15 protein-coding genes and 1 pseudogene are annotated in these 20,092 nt (G+C 31.2%); 6 read left to right on the forward strand and 10 right to left on the reverse strand.

From position 1 onward, the window contains the following. Nucleotides 1-19 precede the first annotated feature (19 nt). Both BST83_RS13980 and BST83_RS13985 read left to right on the forward strand, forming a co-directional pair. Nucleotides 20-1,057, forward strand: coding sequence for an alkane 1-monooxygenase (locus BST83_RS13980; protein ID WP_104810322.1), 1,038 nt, complete (start codon nt 20-22; stop codon nt 1,055-1,057). A gap of 3 nt (nt 1,058-1,060) precedes the next feature. Beyond that, the gene (locus tag BST83_RS13985; RefSeq protein ID WP_104810323.1) at nt 1,061-1,798 is read left to right on the forward strand and encodes a nitroreductase family protein; all 738 of its coding nucleotides are present in this window, start codon (nt 1,061-1,063) and stop codon (nt 1,796-1,798) included. A 234-nt stretch (nt 1,799-2,032) separates the two neighbouring features. On the opposite strand, the gene BST83_RS13990 is transcribed toward BST83_RS13985, so the two are convergent. Beyond that, nucleotides 2,033-4,420: a penicillin acylase family protein gene (locus tag BST83_RS13990; protein WP_104810324.1), complete on the reverse strand. Its 2,388-nt coding sequence runs from the start codon at nt 4,418-4,420 to the stop codon at nt 2,033-2,035. Nucleotides 4,421-4,495: 75 nt separating this feature from the next. Here BST83_RS13990 and BST83_RS13995 point away from each other — a divergent pair, with 75 nt between their 5' ends. Both BST83_RS13995 and galE read left to right on the forward strand, forming a co-directional pair. Next, nucleotides 4,496-5,659 carry a DegT/DnrJ/EryC1/StrS family aminotransferase gene (locus BST83_RS13995; protein WP_104810325.1) on the forward strand — a complete coding sequence of 388 codons (1,164 nt, stop codon included), beginning with the start codon at nt 4,496-4,498 and terminating at the stop codon, nt 5,657-5,659. A gap of 31 nt (nt 5,660-5,690) precedes the next feature. Then, on the forward strand, nt 5,691-6,704 hold the full coding sequence (galE, locus tag BST83_RS14000) for a UDP-glucose 4-epimerase GalE (RefSeq protein ID WP_104810326.1): 1,014 nt from the start codon (nt 5,691-5,693) through the stop codon (nt 6,702-6,704). Nucleotides 6,705-6,786: 82 nt separating this feature from the next. Here galE and BST83_RS14005 read toward each other — a convergent pair. The 5 genes and pseudogenes from BST83_RS14005 to BST83_RS14025 form a co-directional block, all read right to left on the reverse strand. Then, nucleotides 6,787-7,328, reverse strand: a pseudogene (locus BST83_RS14005) (DUF2911 domain-containing protein). A gap of 93 nt (nt 7,329-7,421) precedes the next feature. Further along, nucleotides 7,422-7,616: a FeoB-associated Cys-rich membrane protein gene (locus BST83_RS21515; protein ID WP_367889170.1), complete on the reverse strand. Its 195-nt coding sequence runs from the start codon at nt 7,614-7,616 to the stop codon at nt 7,422-7,424. Beyond that, nucleotides 7,538-9,646 carry a ferrous iron transport protein B gene (gene feoB, locus BST83_RS14015; RefSeq protein ID WP_104810328.1) on the reverse strand — a complete coding sequence of 703 codons (2,109 nt, stop codon included), beginning with the start codon at nt 9,644-9,646 and terminating at the stop codon, nt 7,538-7,540. Before feoB ends, BST83_RS21515 begins: the two co-directional genes overlap by 79 nt. A 5-nt stretch (nt 9,647-9,651) precedes the next feature. Then, complete coding sequence (locus tag BST83_RS14020) at nt 9,652-9,879, reverse strand: FeoA family protein (RefSeq protein WP_104810329.1); 228 nt, start codon at nt 9,877-9,879, stop codon at nt 9,652-9,654. 51 nt (nt 9,880-9,930) lie between these two features. After that, nucleotides 9,931-10,611, reverse strand: a complete 681-nt coding sequence (locus tag BST83_RS14025) for an SCO family protein (protein WP_104810330.1) — start codon at nt 10,609-10,611, stop codon at nt 9,931-9,933. 171 nt (nt 10,612-10,782) lie between these two features. On the opposite strand from BST83_RS14025, the gene rseP reads away from it, so the two are divergent. Continuing rightward, nucleotides 10,783-12,129: an RIP metalloprotease RseP gene (gene rseP, locus BST83_RS14030; RefSeq protein ID WP_104810331.1), complete on the forward strand. Its 1,347-nt coding sequence runs from the start codon at nt 10,783-10,785 to the stop codon at nt 12,127-12,129. A gap of 513 nt (nt 12,130-12,642) precedes the next feature. Here rseP and BST83_RS14035 read toward each other — a convergent pair. From BST83_RS14035 to BST83_RS14050, 4 genes are all read right to left on the reverse strand, one after another. Further along, the gene (locus tag BST83_RS14035) at nt 12,643-13,521 is read right to left on the reverse strand and encodes an IS982 family transposase (protein ID WP_104808411.1); all 879 of its coding nucleotides are present in this window, start codon (nt 13,519-13,521) and stop codon (nt 12,643-12,645) included. Nucleotides 13,522-13,892: 371 nt separating this feature from the next. Beyond that, entirely contained in the window at nt 13,893-15,308 is a 1,416-nt protein-coding gene (locus BST83_RS14040; RefSeq protein ID WP_104810332.1) for a flotillin family protein, read from the reverse strand. Between the two features lie 8 nt (nt 15,309-15,316). Then, nucleotides 15,317-15,889: a hypothetical protein gene (locus BST83_RS14045; protein WP_104810333.1), complete on the reverse strand. Its 573-nt coding sequence runs from the start codon at nt 15,887-15,889 to the stop codon at nt 15,317-15,319. Between the two features lie 801 nt (nt 15,890-16,690). Beyond that, nucleotides 16,691-18,517 (reverse strand): TonB-dependent receptor plug domain-containing protein, encoded by a 1,827-nt coding sequence (locus BST83_RS14050; protein WP_104810334.1) that lies wholly within the window; start codon nt 18,515-18,517, stop codon nt 16,691-16,693. Nucleotides 18,518-18,583: 66 nt separating this feature from the next. Here BST83_RS14050 and BST83_RS14055 point away from each other — a divergent pair, with 66 nt between their 5' ends. After that, nucleotides 18,584-20,086 (forward strand): aminotransferase-like domain-containing protein, encoded by a 1,503-nt coding sequence (locus BST83_RS14055; protein ID WP_104810335.1) that lies wholly within the window; start codon nt 18,584-18,586, stop codon nt 20,084-20,086. Nucleotides 20,087-20,092: the final 6 nt, after the last annotated feature.

The raw sequence follows: 20,092 nt of genomic DNA on the forward strand, positions 1-20,092 counted from the left end.
AATAATTACTTCTTAAATCATGAAAGCACTAAAATACTTTTCGGTATTACTCATTCCTTTTTTGGTATACATTTCTTTCAACAGCAAAGGTTGGCTTACATTTTTACCCGCAATTTTCATATTCGGATTTGTGCCTTTGTTAGAGTTTTTTGTCAAACCAAATAAAGAAAACTTCACTAAAGAAGAAGAGAAAGCCGCAAAAGAGAACAAACTTTACACCTATCTTTTATATGTTACTTTGCCCATTCAATTGGGTTTTCTGATGCTCTTTTTTAATGCGATTCAAGAAATTAATTTAACAAATGTAGAAATTTTCGGACGCATATTTTCTATGGGAATTATGTGCGGAATTATAGGCATAAATGTGGGCCATGAGCTCGGACATAGAAGTAGTCGAATTGATCAATTTATTGGCGAATTTTTATTACTTACTTCTTTAGATACACACTTTTTACCATATCATAATGGCGGTCATCATTTTAATGTTGCAACCCTAGATGACGCAGCAACTGCCAGAAAAAATGAACTTCTGTATACTTTTTGGATTCGCTCTCATTTCTCCAGTTACCTGCAAGCTTGGAAACTAGAAAACAAAAGAATGAATGAAAACAGCAGAAGTTGGTTTCACTTTCAAAACAGAATGCTTGTTTACACCATTTTCAATTTGCTTTTTTTAAGTCTGATTTTCTTTTTCTTCGGAAAAATAGTGCTCATTTACTTTATAATTTCAGCTATTATTGGAATCACTTTACTGGAAACCGTAAACTATATAGAGCATTATGGTTTGTTGAGAAAAAAGAACGAACAGGAACGTTATGAACGTGTAAAACGGAATCATTCTTGGAACTCAGATCATCAAGTAGGGCAAGTTTTACTGTTCAACTTATCGCGCCATTCAGATCATCATTATAACGGATCTAAACACTATCAACTTTTAAAAACAGATCCAGAAAGTCCACAAATGCCAACAGGCTACCCAGGAATGATGTTACTTTCATTCTTTCCTCCTCTTTGGTTTTTAGTGATGAATAAAAATCTTAAAAAATATCATAATTAATTTATGTCACAAGAAAAAACGGTTTCAGAAGCGATACATTATAGACGTTCCGTAAGAGTTTACGATGCACAAAAACCAATAGATACTAGCATTGTGAAAAAATGTATCCTGCAAGCTGCTTTAGCCCCAAATAGCAGCAACATGCAATTGTGGGAGTTTTATCATATTACATCAAAAGATATAATTGATAAAATTGTGCCTTTTTGTTTCAATCAAAATGCAGCAAGAACGGCACAGCAATTAGTTATTTTTGTTTCGAGAAAAGATTTATGGAAAAAAAGAGCCAAAGCGAATTTAAGTTTTTTGGATACTACTTTTGGCGCGAACAATCCGAAGTCTAAACAAAGTAGTAGAGAAAAAGTGACACGGAATTATTACGGGAAAATTATCCCCTTTGCCTACGCTGATTTCTTTGGAATCTTTGGATACTTTAAATTCTTATTGATTCTTGTTATCGGTCTTTTTAAACCTATTTACAGACAAGTTAGACACAGCGACATGCGAATTGTTGCTCATAAAACTTGTGGTCTCGCTGCTGAAAATTTTATGATTTCGATGGCTGCAGAAGGTTACGATACTTGCCCAATGGAAGGTTCTGATACTTGGCGTGTAAAAAATTTATTGGGTTTGCCTTTTGGATCCGAGATAAATATGATTGTTTCTTGCGGAATTAGAAAACCAGAAGGCGTTTATGGTGAGCGTTTTAGAATTCCTTTTGAAGACGTTTACAGGGAGGTCTAATCAAAAGAAAACCTTCTTGCTTCCTGTCACTTTTTGGTAATTTGTCCTAGAATTTCACCTAATACTGCTTGCTTATTATCAAAAACTAATGAATTTCCAAAAAAAATACAACATTGCTTCTAAATTAGTTGGCTTTCATCCAAAATTTAGCAACTTATCCCCTAAGAGAGATGAATTTGTCGTTCATCATTGAGACTTTGTCTTAAATTGAAGTAATTTCGGGTTAGACGAAATCTAATTATTTTTAGGTATCAAAATCAGCATATTTTTACTCCTTTCAATTTGAGTTCTATTCAGTTTCATTTTTACAAACTCGCCATTTAAAAATTTTTGAGCCTGATCTTTATAATGTTCACTAAACACGTTTCCAGATTGCCCAGTTGGTAAAATTGCCAAACTATTTTCTACATCAGAAAAATCTACAATTCTTCTAGTTGATGGCCCGGCAGTTACTTTATAGTATCCGGTGCTGTCTAATTTAAAAATTTGATTATTAATCACCTCATTACCGCCAATTGTTTCAAAAGGACCTACATTAAAAATTTTACCTAATAGACCGCCAGCTTTGCCAATTGCATGCTCATGTTCAACAGATAGTACTCTGCTCCAATGCCAATCATCCACATTTTCTCCTAATTGATTTTCTAAAAAAGTAAACGTTTCTTTAAAGGAATTTAGTATAATTTCTGCCCTTCCTTCTACTTTTTTTGTAGTCGTAATATCATCCCACCAAACAGATTGCTTTCTAAGTATTTGAATTGGCAACACCTCATCTTGTATTTGCGAATTGATAAACAACTCGAAATTATTACCCAATTCATCTTTGTAAGTCGCTTTTAAAAATTCATATAAAAAACGATTATAAATTGTTGCACCAACTGAGTTTTTTAGATACGTCCCATCCCAATTTTCGAGCGTTTCAACTGCTTTTTTCTCTGAAACTGAGAATTTAGATTGGTCTAAACTTTTTAACAAATCGTTTGCGATTTCTGAAACTGCAGAAGATTTTACATCAAACATCATTTTAGCAACATCTTCTTTTGTGAAATCATCTTTTTCCTCTAATAATTCTACAATTCTTTTTGCTCTATCTTGCGGTTGATAATAGCCAGGATATAGTTTACCTCGCACATAATCTATTTGATTGTTAGCAGAATACACATAATGCCAGGGTGGGTTTATGGCTTGCGGGTTTTCTTCAAACGGCAAGTATTCAATAATTTCATCCTTTCCTGAAGCTCCATTTAGAAAAGTTTTCGTGAACAAACTATCTCTTAATTGATACAATTTTGCAGATGCAAACCAAGCGATATTATCTTTTGCATCACCATACATTACATTTAAACCCGGTGCATGAATTTTAGAAACCGAGTTTTTAAAATCGCTCAACGATTTAGAATGAGAAAGTCCATAAGAAACGTCTACCATTTCATTTGGCAACTGAGTGTAAATCCAATTCATTGCAATTGGTCGCTCATCATCCAAATGAGAAATTAAACCATTCATTATTGGCCCATGTTTGGTTACTTTTACTTGAAAAGTAGTGTCTTTTTCATCTTTGATACGAATTGTTTTATCGATAATTTTATAATTTTTATATCCTTCGGATGTTTTGTATTGTGCAGCATTATCAGGATTACTTTCTTCTATATAAAAGTTTAAATCATCATTTGCTAGCATCGTTAAACCATATGCATACTCACTATTATGACCTAATAGAGGAAAAGGCATTAACGCAATATTGAATCCGTAGATTTCAAAATCGGGTGTTTTAATATGATTTTGATACCAAACAGAAGGTTGTGAGAAAGCAATATGAGGATCGTTTGCAAAAATTACTTTTCCGTTTTTAGCTTTTTCTGGTGCAATTACCCACGAGTTACTGCCTATAAAAGTAGAAACCGGTAAATTATCCATAATAGCGGCAACCGATTTAGAAATAGTTGCATTCATTTTATCAGGAATACTCGTTTTAATAATGGTTAAATTTTTGCTACTTGAACTTACTAATTCATTGAAATAAGATTCTCCTAATTTCTCTTTAACCTCTGTTAATAGAGGATCTGTTTTATGCGCCGCTGCAAAACTAAATGCCATATACCCAAATACATTATAAATGTCTTTAATGGTATATTTTTCTTTCTTTACGCCTACTAAAGTAAACTCTAAGGGTTCTTTTCCTTCTTCAATAAATTGATTTATACCCTCTAAATAGGCTTGTGTTAAAATATATGATTCTGAGTTTTTATCTAGATTTGCAATCGTTTTTTCAGCCGCTTCTTCGATGCCTAATCCTGCAAAAAACACATCTGTTTTCAATAAATCTTTTCCAAAAATTTCTGATAATCGTCCTGCCGCAATTCTTCTAATTAATTCCATTTGCCACAACCTATCTTGCGCATGTAAATATCCTAAAGCGATATAAGCATCCTGCTGATTTTGGGCATTTATATGAGGCACGCCCATGTCATCAAAATAAACAGTCACTTTTTCTGATAGATTTTTAATTTCTATTTCACCGTCATACTTTGGATGATAGGTTTTAGAATACAGCCAGCCACCAACTAGAATTAATACAAGTAAAACAATTGTAATTTTTAGTGCTTTTTTAAGGAATTTCATTGGAAAAATTTTTTGATCTGGCCAAAGATACTAGATTTATATCGTATTTTTGAAGTATTAATATGTACCTCGTTTATGAAAAAAATTCAAATGGTTGACTTACAAAGTCAGTATCAACAAATAAAAGAAACGGTAGACAACTCGATACAAGAGGTTTTAAACTCATCTACCTACATTAATGGACCAGCAGTTCAAAAATTTCAAGCAGATTTAGAGAACTATTTAAACGTAAAACATGTAATTCCTTGCGCAAATGGCACAGACGCCTTGCAAATTGCAATGATGGCTTTAGGTTTAGAACAAGGTGATGAAATTATTACAGCAGATTTTACCTTTGCAGCTACTGTAGAAGTGATTGCTTTGTTAAAATTAACTCCTGTTTTAGTGGATGTTGATGCAAAGACCTTTAATATTGATATTGAAGCTTTAAAAAAGGCAATTACGCCAAAAACAAAAGCTATTGTTCCTGTTCATTTATTCGGACAAGTAGCAAATATGGCTGCAGTTATGGAAATTGCAAAAGAACATAATTTATTTGTTATTGAAGACAATGCACAAGCAATTGGGGCCGATTACACATTTGAAGACGGAACAACACAAAAAGCAGGAACCATAGGAAATGTAGGAACTACTTCTTTTTTCCCTTCTAAAAACTTAGGTTGTTATGGAGATGGAGGCGCAATTTTTACAAATGATGATGCACTTGCACATACTATTAGAGGTATTGTAAACCACGGAATGTACGAAAGATATTACCATGATGTTGTGGGTGTAAACTCTAGGTTAGATTCTATTCAGGCCGGAGTTTTACAAGCCAAATTACCTAATTTAGATGAGTATTGTGATGCGCGTAGAAATGCCGCTCGTTTTTATAATAATGCGTTAGCAAACAACCCAAATATTATAACACCAAGCGCAAAATCTAACAAAACAAAAAACTGTAATGCTATTTGTGATGTTTGTGACTGTCATGTTTTTCATCAGTATACCTTGCAAATTACAAACGGAAAACGCGATGAATTGCACAAGCATTTATTAGAGAACGGAATTCCGAATGCAATTTATTATCCTGTTGCGCTCCATTCGCAAAAAGCATATTCAGATGCAAAATATAAAGAAGAAGACTTTCCCGTTACAAATAATTTAATAAAAACAGTAATTTCTCTACCTATGCATACAGAATTAGACAACGAACAGCTAGATTTTATTACCAAAACCATCATAGGTTTCTTAAAATAAAAAACAAATTAACAGTTACCAATTACCAAAAATGAAAAAAATACTTGTAACAGGAGGGCTAGGTTTTATAGGATCTCACACCGTTGTAGAATTACAAAACGAAGGTTTTGAAGTAGTAATTATAGATGATTTATCTAACACAACTATTGATGTTTTAGATAAGATTACAGAAATTACTGGCATAAAACCAGCTTTTCATAAAGTAGATGTTAGAGTGAAGAGTGAAGTAAAAGCAGTATTTGATGCGCATAAAATTGATGGAATTATTCATTTTGCAGCCTTTAAAGCGGTTGGAGAAAGCATGAGTAAACCTTTAGATTATTATGAAAATAATTTAAGCTCATTAATTTATATCTTACAAGAAATGAGAGATAGAAAATTAGATAATTTTATCTTCTCTTCTTCTTGCACTGTTTACGGGCAAGCTGATGAATTACCCATAACAGAAAAAGCGCCCATAAAAGCAGCAGAATCCGTATATGGAAATACTAAACAAATTGGAGAAGAAATAATTAGAGACGCAAGTAATGCACATGGTTTAAACTGTATTGCTTTACGATATTTTAACCCTATAGGAGCGCATCCTTCAATAAAAATTGGAGAATTACCTTTAGGTGTTCCTCAAAATTTAATTCCGTTTATTACACAAACGGCTGCAGGAATCCGTAAAGAATTATCTGTTTTTGGTGATGATTACCCAACAGTAGATGGCACAGCTGTTCGTGATTATATACACGTTGTAGATCTAGGAAAAGCACACATTGCTGCTTTATCAAGACTTATAAAAAAGAACAATAAAAAATCTTTTGAATATTTTAATATTGGTACAGGAAACGGAAGTTCTGTTTTAGAGATTATTAACACTTTTGAAAAAGCAACTAATTTAAAACTAAATTATAAAATTGTTGAAAGACGTGAAGGTGATGTTGTTGCCGCTTACGCCGACACTACAATTGCAAACAAAGAGCTAAATTGGAAAACAGAAATAAGCCTTGAAGAAGCACTAGAATCTGCTTGGAAATGGCAACAAAGCCAATCTGTCTAAGTATTTAAATTCTTTTAAACTCATAAAAAAACCTCAAAAGCTTTTCAACTTTTGAGGTTTTTTTAATTTATACCAATAAATTTTATACTTTTATCGATACAGAAACGATTGTGTTTGCCCATCCTAGATACATGGTAGCATTTTCTTCTTCACCCTCAAAAACAATAGAAAACGATTCTATAACTTCATCAGATTTTGACACTTTACCGCTCACTCTAACAACATCCTCTTTCATATCATAAAAATAAGAACCCAAACATTTTTTTGCTTACTTAAAATAATAGTCCAATCTCCTTCTGTAGGAATTGTAAATAAAGTGTAAGTACCAGCTTTTACTTCTTTATCGCCAAAAGTTACATCTTTATAAAAAGTAATTTCCGCCGCCTCATTTGCGCCTGTTCTCCAAACTTTATCATTTGGAGCTAGCTTATCTAAAGCTCTACCTTTTAATTGTGGTCTACTGTATATAATTTTAATTAACTTATTCGATTCTTTCCAGTTACTTGGATACGCTGCCCCATCCATAGGACTTACATCTACTTTAGCAAATTTTTGCGCAGCACTATCTACTGATGAAATTAAGGCAATTATAAAAATTGCAATGGATAAAAAAGTTTTTTTCATGTGTTTATATTTTAATTTTTTAATTCTACTAAAACTTGGTCAACAAAGTTAAAAAACCTTACAATTAATGACTACTAATTTTCTGTTAAGGTTTTAATGACAACCACAATCTGTGCTACAACTCTTGTCTTTTTTTGAAGGAAATACAAATTTCCTCAGTAAAAAAACAACAGCTAAAATTACTAAAACGTAGGCTATAATTTCTTGCATTAGCTTAAAATTTGATAGGTTAAAAATGAACAAACATACGCCAAAAATGTCATGCCAAATAACTGAATTAAAGGCCATTTCCAGCTTTTAGTTTCGCCTTTTACAATGGCTAAGGTTGCCATGCATTGCATTGCAAATGCATAAAAAACCATTAAAGACATGCCTACAGGAAAATTGAAAAGCCTACCTCCTGTTTCATTAACTTCAGATGCCATTTTTTCTTTAATCGTTGTGGTATTTTCATCATCTGCTTCTACACTATAAATAGTTGCTAAGGTACCCACAAAAACTTCTCTTGCCGCAAATGATGTAATTAATGCAATTCCTATTTTCCAATCATATCCCAAAGGTCGAATAACAGGTTCTATGGTTTTACCAAGAATGCCGATGTAAGAGTTTTCTAATTTTTTTGATGAAATTATTTGTTGAATTTCATCCTCATTTAATTGCTGATTAGCTACATTTTCAATAACGGAATTCTCAACATTTTTGAAGCTATCCCCGCCATTTGAAGCCAAAAACCACAATACAATAGACAGTGCTAAAATGATTTTTCCTGCACCAAAAACAAAAGCTTTCGTTTTTTCAAGTACATCAAAAAATACATTTTTTAGAGATGGTAATTTGTAGTTTGGCATTTCTACCACAAAAAATGATTTTGATTCTACTTTTAAGGTTTTATGTAAAATGTATGCGCCTATAATTGCGGATGCAAATCCTAATGCATATAAAGAAAGCAACACCAATCCTTGAAGATTTAAAAATCCTAAGACTTTTTTATCAGGAATTATCAAGGCAATTAAAATTGCATAAATAGGCAATCTTGCAGAACAGGTTGTAAATGGTACTACTAAAATAGTTATTAAACGCTCTTTCCAACTAGCGATAGTTCTTGTTGCCATAATTGCAGGAATTGCACATGCTGTTCCAGAAATTAACGGAATTACACTGATACCGTTCATCCCAAACCGTCTCATAATTTTATCCATTAAAAAGACAACTCTACTCATATAACCCGTTTCCTCTAAAATGGCAATGAATAAAAATAGAATTGCGATTTGTGGGATAAAAATAATAACGCCTCCAATTCCCGGAATAATTCCCTCTGTTAGCAAATCTGTTAAAACTCCTGTTGGTAAATTGGTTTTTGCAAAGTCTGATATTTGTGCAAAAGTGGCATCAATAAAATTCATAGGAACAGAAGCCAAATCAAATATAGATTGAAAAATTACCAGTAAAATCAAACTAAACAGTACATAACCAAAAATTTTATGCGTAAATATTTTATCTAATTTACCACGTAAATCGGTTGCTTTTGTTTTATCTATAATATAGGTTTTCTTTAAAATTTTATTAATTTCTTGATACCTATAAATGGTTTCTTTATGTTGATATTTCTTCAACTTAAAAGTATCTTGTTTAAAAGCTAAAAGTTTCTCTTTTTCCGCTACGGTAATCGTTTCTGGAAAATTATTTTGAGTAACCATTAACCATAATTCATACAACGTATAATTAGAGCTAATTTCTTTTAATTTATGAAAATAATCAGGATCAATTTTATGATTTATACCGCATAAAGGTGACGCTTTTGCTGCTACATGACAACGTATAATTGCTTCCTTTATTTCTTTAATTCCTTCGTTTTTTCTGGCACTTATTAAAATTACTTCTGTATTTAGTTCTTTTTTAAGGAGCGATAAATCAATAGAAATTCCTTTTCTATGCATTTGATCAACCATATTAATTGCCAAAACTGTTGGGATTTCTAAATCTTTAATTTGGGAAAATAACAATAAATTTCTCTTTAAATTTTCAACATCTGCAACCACCAAAATTACATCTGGAGATTCTTTGATATCTTTTTTAAGCAATGTTTTTAAAACAATACTTTCATCTAAAGAAGTAGGATTTATGCTGTAAGTTCCGGGTAAATCTGTAATAACTGCATTTTGAGTTGCAGACAATTTACTGATTCCCTCCTTTTTATCTACGGTTACCCCTGGGTAATTTCCAACCTTTTGAGTTAAACCTGTAAGCTGATTAAAAAGTGAAGTTTTTCCTGTATTTGGGTTCCCTATTAAAGCAACTTTTATATCATTTTTAGACATTCTATTTACTCGCTTTTAAGGATTTTAATTATCTCTGCAGTTTCTTTTCTAATTGCCAAATGACTTCCGTTAACACAGATATATAATGGATCTTTTAAGGGTGCAAGCTGAATTAACTGAACTTCTGCCCCAGGCAAACAACCCATTTCTAATAATTTTAGTGGAATAAAATCTAATGATTCTTCAGAAATATAGCCTATTTCTCCGATATGTAAATCTGCAATTGTGCTCAAAATTTCTATTTAGATTTACAAAGATAGGAATTTAGAATGATTCTAAACAAGTTATTTATTAGTATATTCTTCTTTTAAAAGAGACATATCTTTCTTTAGTTTTTCCATGTCTTTTTTTTCTGTACCATCGTAATATCCGCGGATACGTCGCTCTTTATCAATCAATACAAATTGTTCTGTATGAATAAAATCGTTTTCACCGCCGTCACCATCCTCAATAACAGCAAAATAACTCTTTCTTGCTAGTTCATAAATATGCTTTTTAGACCCCGTTGTTACATTCCATTTTGCATCAATAACTCCTTTATTTATGGCGTATTCCTTTAAAACAGAAACACTATCTATAACCGGTGTTACCGAATGAGATAAAAACATAATATCATCATCATTCTTATAATATTCTTGTAGTTCGCTCATATTATAAGCCATTGCTATACAAATATTTGTGCAACGTGTAAAAAAGAAATCTGCTACATAAATTTTATTTTTGTAATTCTTTTGGGTAATGATTTCTCCATTTTGATTTGTCAACTCAAAATCCGCAATCCTATGATCTTTTGTAACATGCTTTATTGAAACATCTACCAAGCTTGGGTTCACATCAGCAGGATTATAAATTTTTAGTTTTTTATCAACCTTTACTAAATGATAAAAAACAGGGATTGAAATTGCTGAAAAAACAAGTAAAAAAATAATGGTTAATTTACTTTTTATAAAAAAATTAAAGTCCATAAAACTAATTTATTTATGCAAATTTACGGCTTAAATATCCTTTAGAAAAGGCTTGTAAAGTATATTTGATACAAAATCTTTGTTAAAAAAAATCATCTTCTATTTGTACATTTTAAACTCTCTTTAAAAGACGTACATTTGTAGCTATTTAAATTTTGATTTTAAGACTGAATGGAAATATTAATAAAAGCATCGCAATTTATTCTAAGTTTATCTTTGTTAATTGTTTTGCATGAATTAGGGCACTTTATCCCCGCAAAGTTATTTAAAACTAGAGTAGAAAAATTCTACTTATTCTTTGATTACAAGTTCTCAATTTTCAAGAAAAAAATTGGTGATACCGTTTATGGTATTGGCTGGATTCCTTTAGGAGGTTATGTAAAAATCTCTGGAATGATTGATGAAAGCATGGACACAGAGCAAATGAAATTACCTCCACAACCTTGGGAATTTAGATCAAAGCCAGCTTGGCAACGTTTAATTATTATGTTAGGTGGCGTTTTTGTGAATTTTATATTGGGTATTTTTATTTACATTATGCTCATGTGGTCTTATGGCGAAGAGTATTTGCCTAACGAAAACGTAAAAGATGGTGTTTGGGTGCAAGATTCTTTAGCCATGAACTTAGGCATACAAACAGGAGATAAAATTTTAACTGTTGATGGCCAAAAAATAAAAAAATTCTACGGCCTCTCTCTAGAATTTATCAACGGCAACAACTTCCAAGTTGAAAGAAATGGAGAAGTAATAGATAAAGAAATTCCTACTGATTTTATCTCTCAACTAATGGAAAGAGGCAAAGAGGCTGGACCTGTTTTATTACCAAGAATCCCATTTGTAATAGCTAGTGTTTCTGAAGATTCTCCTAATCTAAATTCCGATTTAAAAACAAAAGATATTGTTGTTGCAATAAATGGTAATGCTATAAAGTATCTTGATGAGGCGGAAGCCGAATTTAATAAGGTAAAAAATCAAGACGTTAAAATTTCTGTAAAAAGAGGAAACGAAATAATAGAAATACCTGTAAAAATTACAGAAGATGGTAAATTAGGAGTCGCCTTAGGCCAATTAAACCATAAAGATTTAGAAAAATTAGGCTATTACGATTTAGCGGACATTAAATATTCATTTTCAGAAGCAATACCTGCCGGATGGAATAAATCTTGGAAAACGTTAACAGATTATGTAAAACAATTGAAAAAGATTTTTAATCCAAGTACGGGAGCTTATAAGGGTTTAGGTGGTTTTATTTCTATTGGGAGTATTTTTCCTAATGAATGGAGTGCCGAATCTTTTTGGAATATTACAGCATTCTTATCAATAATGCTAGGTTTTATGAACTTATTACCAATTCCTGCTTTAGACGGTGGTCACGTAGTTTTTACTTTATGGGAAATGATTACAGGCAAAAAGCCAGGTGATAAATTTTTAGAATATGCACAAGTTATTGGTTTTATGCTTTTAATTGCATTGCTACTTTTTGCAAACGGAAATGATGTATTTCGATTGTTCCAATAAAAAAGAGTTAATTTTAAAGTAAAATAGTAATTAAAAAATCCTCACAATCTAAATTTGTGAGGATTTTTTTTAAATTCTTAAAGAAGGATTGATCAAAGGAAACCTTTTATACACTGTGTTGCATGTATCCCAACATAAGTTTTAGCTCTTGGCATTAATTTAAGAAAAGTCTTTCTTTTTAATCTGTGTCGTGACACAAACTTACTTTTTGGGCACTTTTTCATAGTTAGTAATTTTTCTTTGGGCTAAAAATAAAACAAGTACAAAACTATTTTTTTTCACCAAGTCAATATTCTTTTAACATTTTATGCTACATATTATACATTGTCGAAAATTTTCTTGTGTTTAATTAGTAATTAAATACTTTTTCACAACCTAACAATAATGAAAAACCCTCATAATATAAAATTATGAGGATTATTTTTTAAATTCTCAAAGAACCATTAATAATAGGAAACCATGTATACGCAGTATTGCAGTTATTACAAGAATAGCCTATAACCCGTTGTGCATTTAAACAATATTGACTTTTAAATTGTTTATATTCCTATTAAAAACAAATTTGTTAATGTATTGAATGATAGTTAGTGCTGTTAATTTTGAGAGAATTCTTGTCTTAAAACCTTCAAAAGTTTTCGCATAATTATTCCGTATTTTAAACTGGTCACAAAGTTGAGAAAACAAGGTCTCAATTCGTTTTCTTTTCTTCCTAAAAATATACGTTTGTTTTTTGTAATTCTGTTGATTTTTACGCATTGGAACTTCTAATTTAATTTGTTTACTCTCAAATAAATCTAACTGATAGTCCGCACTTAGGTATCCTTTGTCCCCTAAAACCACACAGTTATTAAACTGATTTTTAATGTCTTTTAAATAATGAATATCATGTACAGAAGCTTTGCTAATATCAAAACTTTTAAACACGCCATCAATAGAACAAACAGCATGTATTTTATAGCCATAATAATGCATGTTTTGACTAGCACAATAACCTCTATTTGGGGCTGAATAAAAGTACTCTTTACAAACTTTACTTCTCCCGCTTCTTGAGAGTTTTACAATCTCCAAAGGCATACTATCTACTACATAATAGTTTTCAAACTCCGTGAACTTATTGGAGAGTTGAGTTCTTATAAATTCAATGGCAAAAAATAATTTTCGCTTCCGTTTATTGTAAACTGATCGCTCTATTTTAGCAAACAAATATTCTGGAATATCCCGAAACAACTGACATTCACTGTCTATACCCATATATTCTGCTGTTAAATTCATAGCGATTAATTCAATGTCTTTTAGTTTTGGTTTCCTGTTTTGACGTAAAAATTGTTCCTTTTCTGTAATTGTGGCTAAGACTTCTAAAATTTTATCGTAATTTGCTCTAAAGTTATTCATCGTATTTAATCGATTGATTGTCAATTAAATATACGACTTTTAATAGTCAAATGAATAACTTTTTTTAACTATTTATAATGCACAACGGGTGCCTATAGTACCTATATATAATTTTACAATCGGTCTTCTTTTCAGTTTTTGTTTTGAAACTGATTTACATTTGGGGCAAGCTTTCATTCCTGTTAATATTTTTAGAAAGGCGCAAAATTTAATAAAAATCTATTCATCGAGCCGAAATAATAACCCCTATTTAAGTAAGAATCTCTTCACAAACCAACTAAAAAAAGCCACCCTCAAAATAGAGGATGACTTTACACTAATAGTTATGAAAGATTCGATTTAAGAATCAATTTTTAAACTTGTTTTTTATTTTATTCTTCTGATTTTTCTTTTTTACCATCAATTAAATCAACAGGAATATCTTTTCCTTTTAAATATTCTGGTAAATCCATACCTGCCATATTAAACATTTCTTGCAAAGGCGGTACGGATTTGTACATGCCAGAAATAAAGTTCGAAGTAGAAGATTTCCCATCCTTTCCTCCTCCATTTTCCCAAACTGTAATTTTATCAATTTTAATATTTTTGATAGCTTCTGCCTGTAATCTTACTAATTCAGGTAATTTATCCGCAATTAAAAGTAATACTGCATCCTTAGAATTATTACCAGCTGCTTTTACAATTTCATCTAAACCGGCTGCTTGTTTTGTTAAAACTTCATACAAACCTTGTGCTTCTGCTTGTGCTTTAAATAAGATTGCATCCGCTTCTCCTCTTGCAATTCTTCTAATATTTTCTGCTTTAGCTTCTGCATCAATTTCAACCTTTCTCTTATCAATTTCTGCAGGAACAATAATATCTGCTAACTGAGACGAGCGCTCTCTTTCTGCTCTTGCAGTTTCTGCTAGCTGTTCTGCGGCATAAGATTCTTCTAATGCTTTTGCTGTTTGTACTTTTTCTGATGCAATTGCTACACGTTCTGCTTCTGCTTCTCTCTGACGGCGTAAAGAATCTGAATTTGCTACATTAATTTTCGCAATATTTTCTCCTTCTACGGCTTTCGCATTTGCCGCAGCAACCTGCGTTCTTTCATCTTGTAAAGCATTTGCTTCACCAATAGAACCATCTCTATTTTTTTCTGCAACCGATTTTCTTGCAGCGTTAATTGCATGTGCAGCCGCTTCTTTTCCTAAAGCTTGAATATATCCAGATTCATCAACAATATCAGTAATATTTACATTGATTAATTTTAAACCCACTTTCTTTAATTCAGTTTCCACACTTTGAGAAATATTCGTTAAAAACTTATCACGGTCATTGTTAATTTCTTCAATATCCATAGAAGCTACAACCAAACGTAACTGACCAAATATAATTTCTTGCGCTAATTCTTGAATTTGACTTTGACCTAAACCTAACAAACGCTCTGCAGCATTTTGCATAATTCCTGGTTCTGTAGAAACCCCAATCGTAAATCTTGAAGGCACATTTACACGAATGTTTTGCTTAGAAAGTGCATTTACTAAATTAACTTCAATAGAAATTGGAGTTAAATCTAAAAACTGATAATCTTGAATTACAGGAAAAATAAAAGCGGCTCCACCATGAATACATTTAGCAGATCCACCTCCACTTACTTTTCCATACACTACTAAAATTCTATCCGAAGGACATCTTTTATAGCGTTTTACAAGTGTCATTAACACTATAAATATGAATAGAATTGCGATTCCTATTCCAACTAATCCAGCATATGGGCTGCTTTGTAATACAATTAAATTTAGCATCGTAATTTTTATTTTTGAGGTTCTATAATTAATATTCCGTTATTGGTAAGTTCTACCACTTTTATAACATTTCCTTGTTTTAAGTCTTTATCATAATCTGTTAAAGCTTCTAATTCTCTTAAAGTTCCTTGCACTTTTATTTGCACTTTACCTATTTTAGACCTGTTTGCACCAACAGTTAAATAGACCTCACCGATAGTATTTAAGGCATTTTGCATTTTTAAAGTTCCGCTAGAACTTAATTTACTGATGTAATAAAACATTGCTGCCATTACTGTCATCATTGCTAAACCACAAAATATAGAAATTGTTATAACTACCAAATTAGAATATCCTGCATCAGAACTTGCAATTCCACTCCAACCAAAAATAGTGAAGAATGCAACCAAATTTTTGATTGTAAAAAACTGAAAACCTGCTCCTGTATCCGCATCTATTTCTGCATCAATATCACCAATATCGTCAGAATCTGTTCCCATAACTGTAGAAATTAACACAATTAAAAACAGCAAAGTTGATACTAATGTAATAATCCAATATGTTTTTAAAAACGAGGGTAACTCAGTAAACCATTCCATCATAGCATGTAATTTTAAAGTGTTTAAATATAAAGGTTTTTGACTTTATAAAACGTTTTATATTGTCAAAATAAAAACTCTAAGATTATTTTGAAAAGCTCTAAAATATAATCTTTGTTTCTATTGTATTAGTAGTATAAAAATTAATTTTGTTACAGAAAAAGAAAAATATTATAATTACCTTCTCTAGGTAAATTTTTCATCAAATTTAAAAAAAACATTCTGTCATCGTTATATATGTTAAATCTTTTATCCTGAGGAAATAATTCTGGAAATTGCAATTGCTTCATCAGAGTATGCAATGAAGTTATGAAAATGTAATTTTTTAGAGAAAAATACATTGGCTGATGTATCAAACTATATACAGAAATAGAACCAACTCCTTGTTATTACTTTCTTTAAATATAAGGGTTTTATAGCCTATTTTTTAGTAGTTTCTGATGAAAAATGATACGATTATTTTTGTGAAAACACAGTGCTTTTGTTTCTAAATTTCGCGGATTTAGATCTGAAAATCGATGAAAAATTATTGAAATAATTCCTCTTTTTTGAAGCTTTACTTCATATTTTTCTTAACTATCAATGACTCTTTTTATTTAATTGTTTTTAAAGCTAAAACTATCTCTAACGGATTATTTTGAGCACAACTTAAACGTAAAAGAAGTAGTAAAAAAATAGAATTTCTGATCATACTATTTATTTTTCAGACCAAATAAACCTATTTATATTATTCCTTTAAAAAACCAAAAAAAGCCTTGATAAAAATTTATCAAGACTTTAATGAAAGTATGTTGGGGATTTTTATTAAAAGCTGTATCGTAATCCAAATAAAATATTACTTGGTGGCATTGGCACAAAACCAGATTCTATATAATCTGCATCAAAAATATTGTTAGCTGTTAGTGTAAAGTTAAATTTATGTACATCAACAATTACAGAAGCATCCCAAACATTATAACTTGTACCAACAGTTCTTTCTGCATGTTTATAAATAATATTTTGCCTTACATTTTTAAACAATTTGCTTGTAAAACGAGTTATAAATTGATGTTTTAAAGTATTTAAAGAATAACGAGACAAATCTTTATTCTGATCTAAAATATCATCTTCTAAAAAATTATATCCAAAAGATAACGTTTGATTAAATTCATTTATTTTAAAACGATAATCTGCATTTAGCTCAAAACCTTTCGTGTTCACTTCTGCAAAATTGGTAGCTACAAATTTAGTTGCTGTAGCATCTGGCCTCACAAAATCTATTAAATTAGTTGCTTTTCTGTTAAAAATTGCCACAGAAGTTGTAAACCTATCAGAATTATATTTTAACCCTATTTCTTGTGCAAACGCTTCTTCTGGGTTTAAATTAGGATTTCCACTGGTGCTGCTATCATTATAATACAAATCTGTATACGTTGGGACTCTGTAAGTTATCCCTAAATTTCCGTATGCTTTTAAATTATCAGACAGTTGATATCCAATATCCAACCCTGGAAATGCATGAAATTTAAAATCAGAAAAATAGGTAACCGCAACTCCAGGAGTAATATCTAATTTATCATCAGCTAATTTAAAACGGTGTTCTAAAAACAAATTTGCCATCGTTCTGTTTCTATTTCCTAAATTATTACTACTTATAAAAACTCTAGAAATATCTATACCAAAACCTGTAATACCGAAGTTAGATTTATAAGATGCATTTGTTTCTGCACCTACTTTATTTGTAATATGTAAGTTTCTATAAAAACTTGGATCATCCCTTTTCAACAAAAATATATCTTGACCTCTTTTCCAATAAACTCTTGGAATAATTTTAAACTTTTCTGTATTAAAAGTCGTAGAAACGCCAAATAAACTACTCTGCGTTTCTTCATATTCATTAAAACCCCAAGAAGGAGGTGTGTAAAAATTTTGTGCGCCGAATTTTTTATCAAAAAAAGTAGCAATCATTTCTATAGGTTGCTTTTTCTTATTAAAAATTCCTTTTAAAAAATAATTATAATTATTGTAATCAGAATTTTCTCTATATCCGTCTGATGTTAATGCACCAATATGTGCAATAACAGATGTGTTTTCAGTTTCTTTGCCAACTGTTAGAGAATAATTCAACTGACTAAAAGAACCAGCTTCAACATTAATAGAAACATTATTATCCAACTTATTTTTAGTAACAATATTTATTGCTCCTGTAAATGCATTTTGCCCGAAAACTCTTGCTGCTGGACCTTTAATAATTTCTATTCTTTCAATAACTTCTAACGGTAAAGCTGCATTTAAAGTGTGATGCCCAGTTTGGGAATCATCCATTTTTATGCCATCAATCAATAGTAAAGTTTGGTCAAAACCACCACCTCTAATGTATAAATCTGCCTGACTACCTGCAGTTCCTCTTCTTCTAATGTCTACACCGGCAACTTGTTGTAACAAATCTGCCACATTTGTTGCTGCACTGTTTTTTATTATTTTAGATGTGATGACAACTATAGTTCGTGAGTTTTCTTTAAAAGGTAAATCGATTCTTGAAGAAGTAATCATCACTTCTTTTAAAGTGTCTCTTTTTATAGTTTCAACTTGTGCTTTTGCTTGTAAAGCATAAAATAATAGAACAATAAATAACGTAATTTTAATTTTCATAGATATTGATTTAAAACGATGCAAAAGTGCTAACTTTCCGGACGACTAAACTAGTCCAGTTTCAAAATGATAGATAGTCCGGTTAATACCCTCTTTAAACAACTAATTGATTTTGATAAATCAATGTCTCAACCTGTATTTATACAGGTATCACAACAAATTATAAACGCTATACAACGTAGGTATTTAACCAAAGGTACTTTATTACCAGGAACTCGAGTATTAGGCAAAATATTAAAAGTTCACAGAAATACAGCGGTTGCTATTTATGAAGAATTGGCTTCGCAAGGTTGGGTAGAAATCATACCAAATAAAGGCACGTTTGTTTTAGAACCAGAGCTAAAAACAGCAAAAATAAAAGCAACTTCGCAAAAAATAAATCAAGCATACACCTATGCAAAAACAACAGGGTTTCCTTTTCAAAAATCATTTCATTTAGCATCAACAACTCAATTAACAACCGCTAATTACACTATTAATGAAGGCAAACCTGATTTACGCTTACACCCAGTTCATGAGTTTACAAGGTGGTACAGCGCTGCCATGAAAAGAAAAACGGTACTAAAAAAATGGAACCGACCAAGCGAGTCGTCCTATTCTTTATTTCAAACTCAGCTATGTAATTATTTAAATGCAACGAGAGGTTTTCACATAAAACCAAATAACCTCATAAGTACGAGAAGTACAGAAATGAGTTTGTACATCGTATCTCAATTATTGATAAAACAAAACGATGTCGTATTGGTAGGTAATTTAAGTAATTATGCATCTAATATGATTTTTCAACAAGCGGGCGCAACGATTAAGACAGTTCCTGTAGATGCTGATGGTTTAAATATTGATTACATAAAAAACCATTTTGTTAAAAGCAGCATCAGATGCGTCTACATTTGCGCCCATAGACAATACCCAACAGTAGTGAAGTTAAGCACGGCACGTCGTTTAGCCTTGTTACAACTAGCTAAAGACTACGAATTTGCTATTATTGAAGATGATTATGATTATGATTTTCAGTTTGAAGGTTCTGCAATGTTACCCATGGCAACCGCTGATGCAAACGGAATGGTTATTTATTTAGGAAAATTTGGACAATCGTTATTTCCGAGTTTTCAAACCGGTTTTGTAATAGCACCTGAGAATATAATCTCGGAAGCAACAAACTATTTGCAATTACTAGACAAACAGGGCGATTTAATACAAGAACAAATGTTATCTGAATTAATTAATGAAGGAGAAATTCATCGCCTGATGAAAAAAAATATTATAATCTATAAAGGGCGACGCGATCGTTTATGCGAACTTCTGACCGAATATCTTTCAGAAATAGCAACATGGAATATCCCCGCCGGTGGATTGGCTATTTGGTTAAAATTTCAAGCGAATATATCCTTAGTAAAACTCGCCGAAGAAGCCGAAAAAAATAATTTATTTCTGCCAAAAACGATTCTTTATCAAGATAAAAACACCTGTGCGATTCGTTTTGGTTTTGGGCATTTAAATAAAGAAGAAATGGAACCTGTAATTCAAAAATTAAAAAGTGCTTATAATAAGGTCAATGAAATAGCTTAAAGATTC

Origin of the sequence: Polaribacter filamentus (assembly GCF_002943715.1) — a bacterium.
GTDB lineage: Bacteria > Bacteroidota > Bacteroidia > Flavobacteriales > Flavobacteriaceae > Polaribacter > Polaribacter filamentus.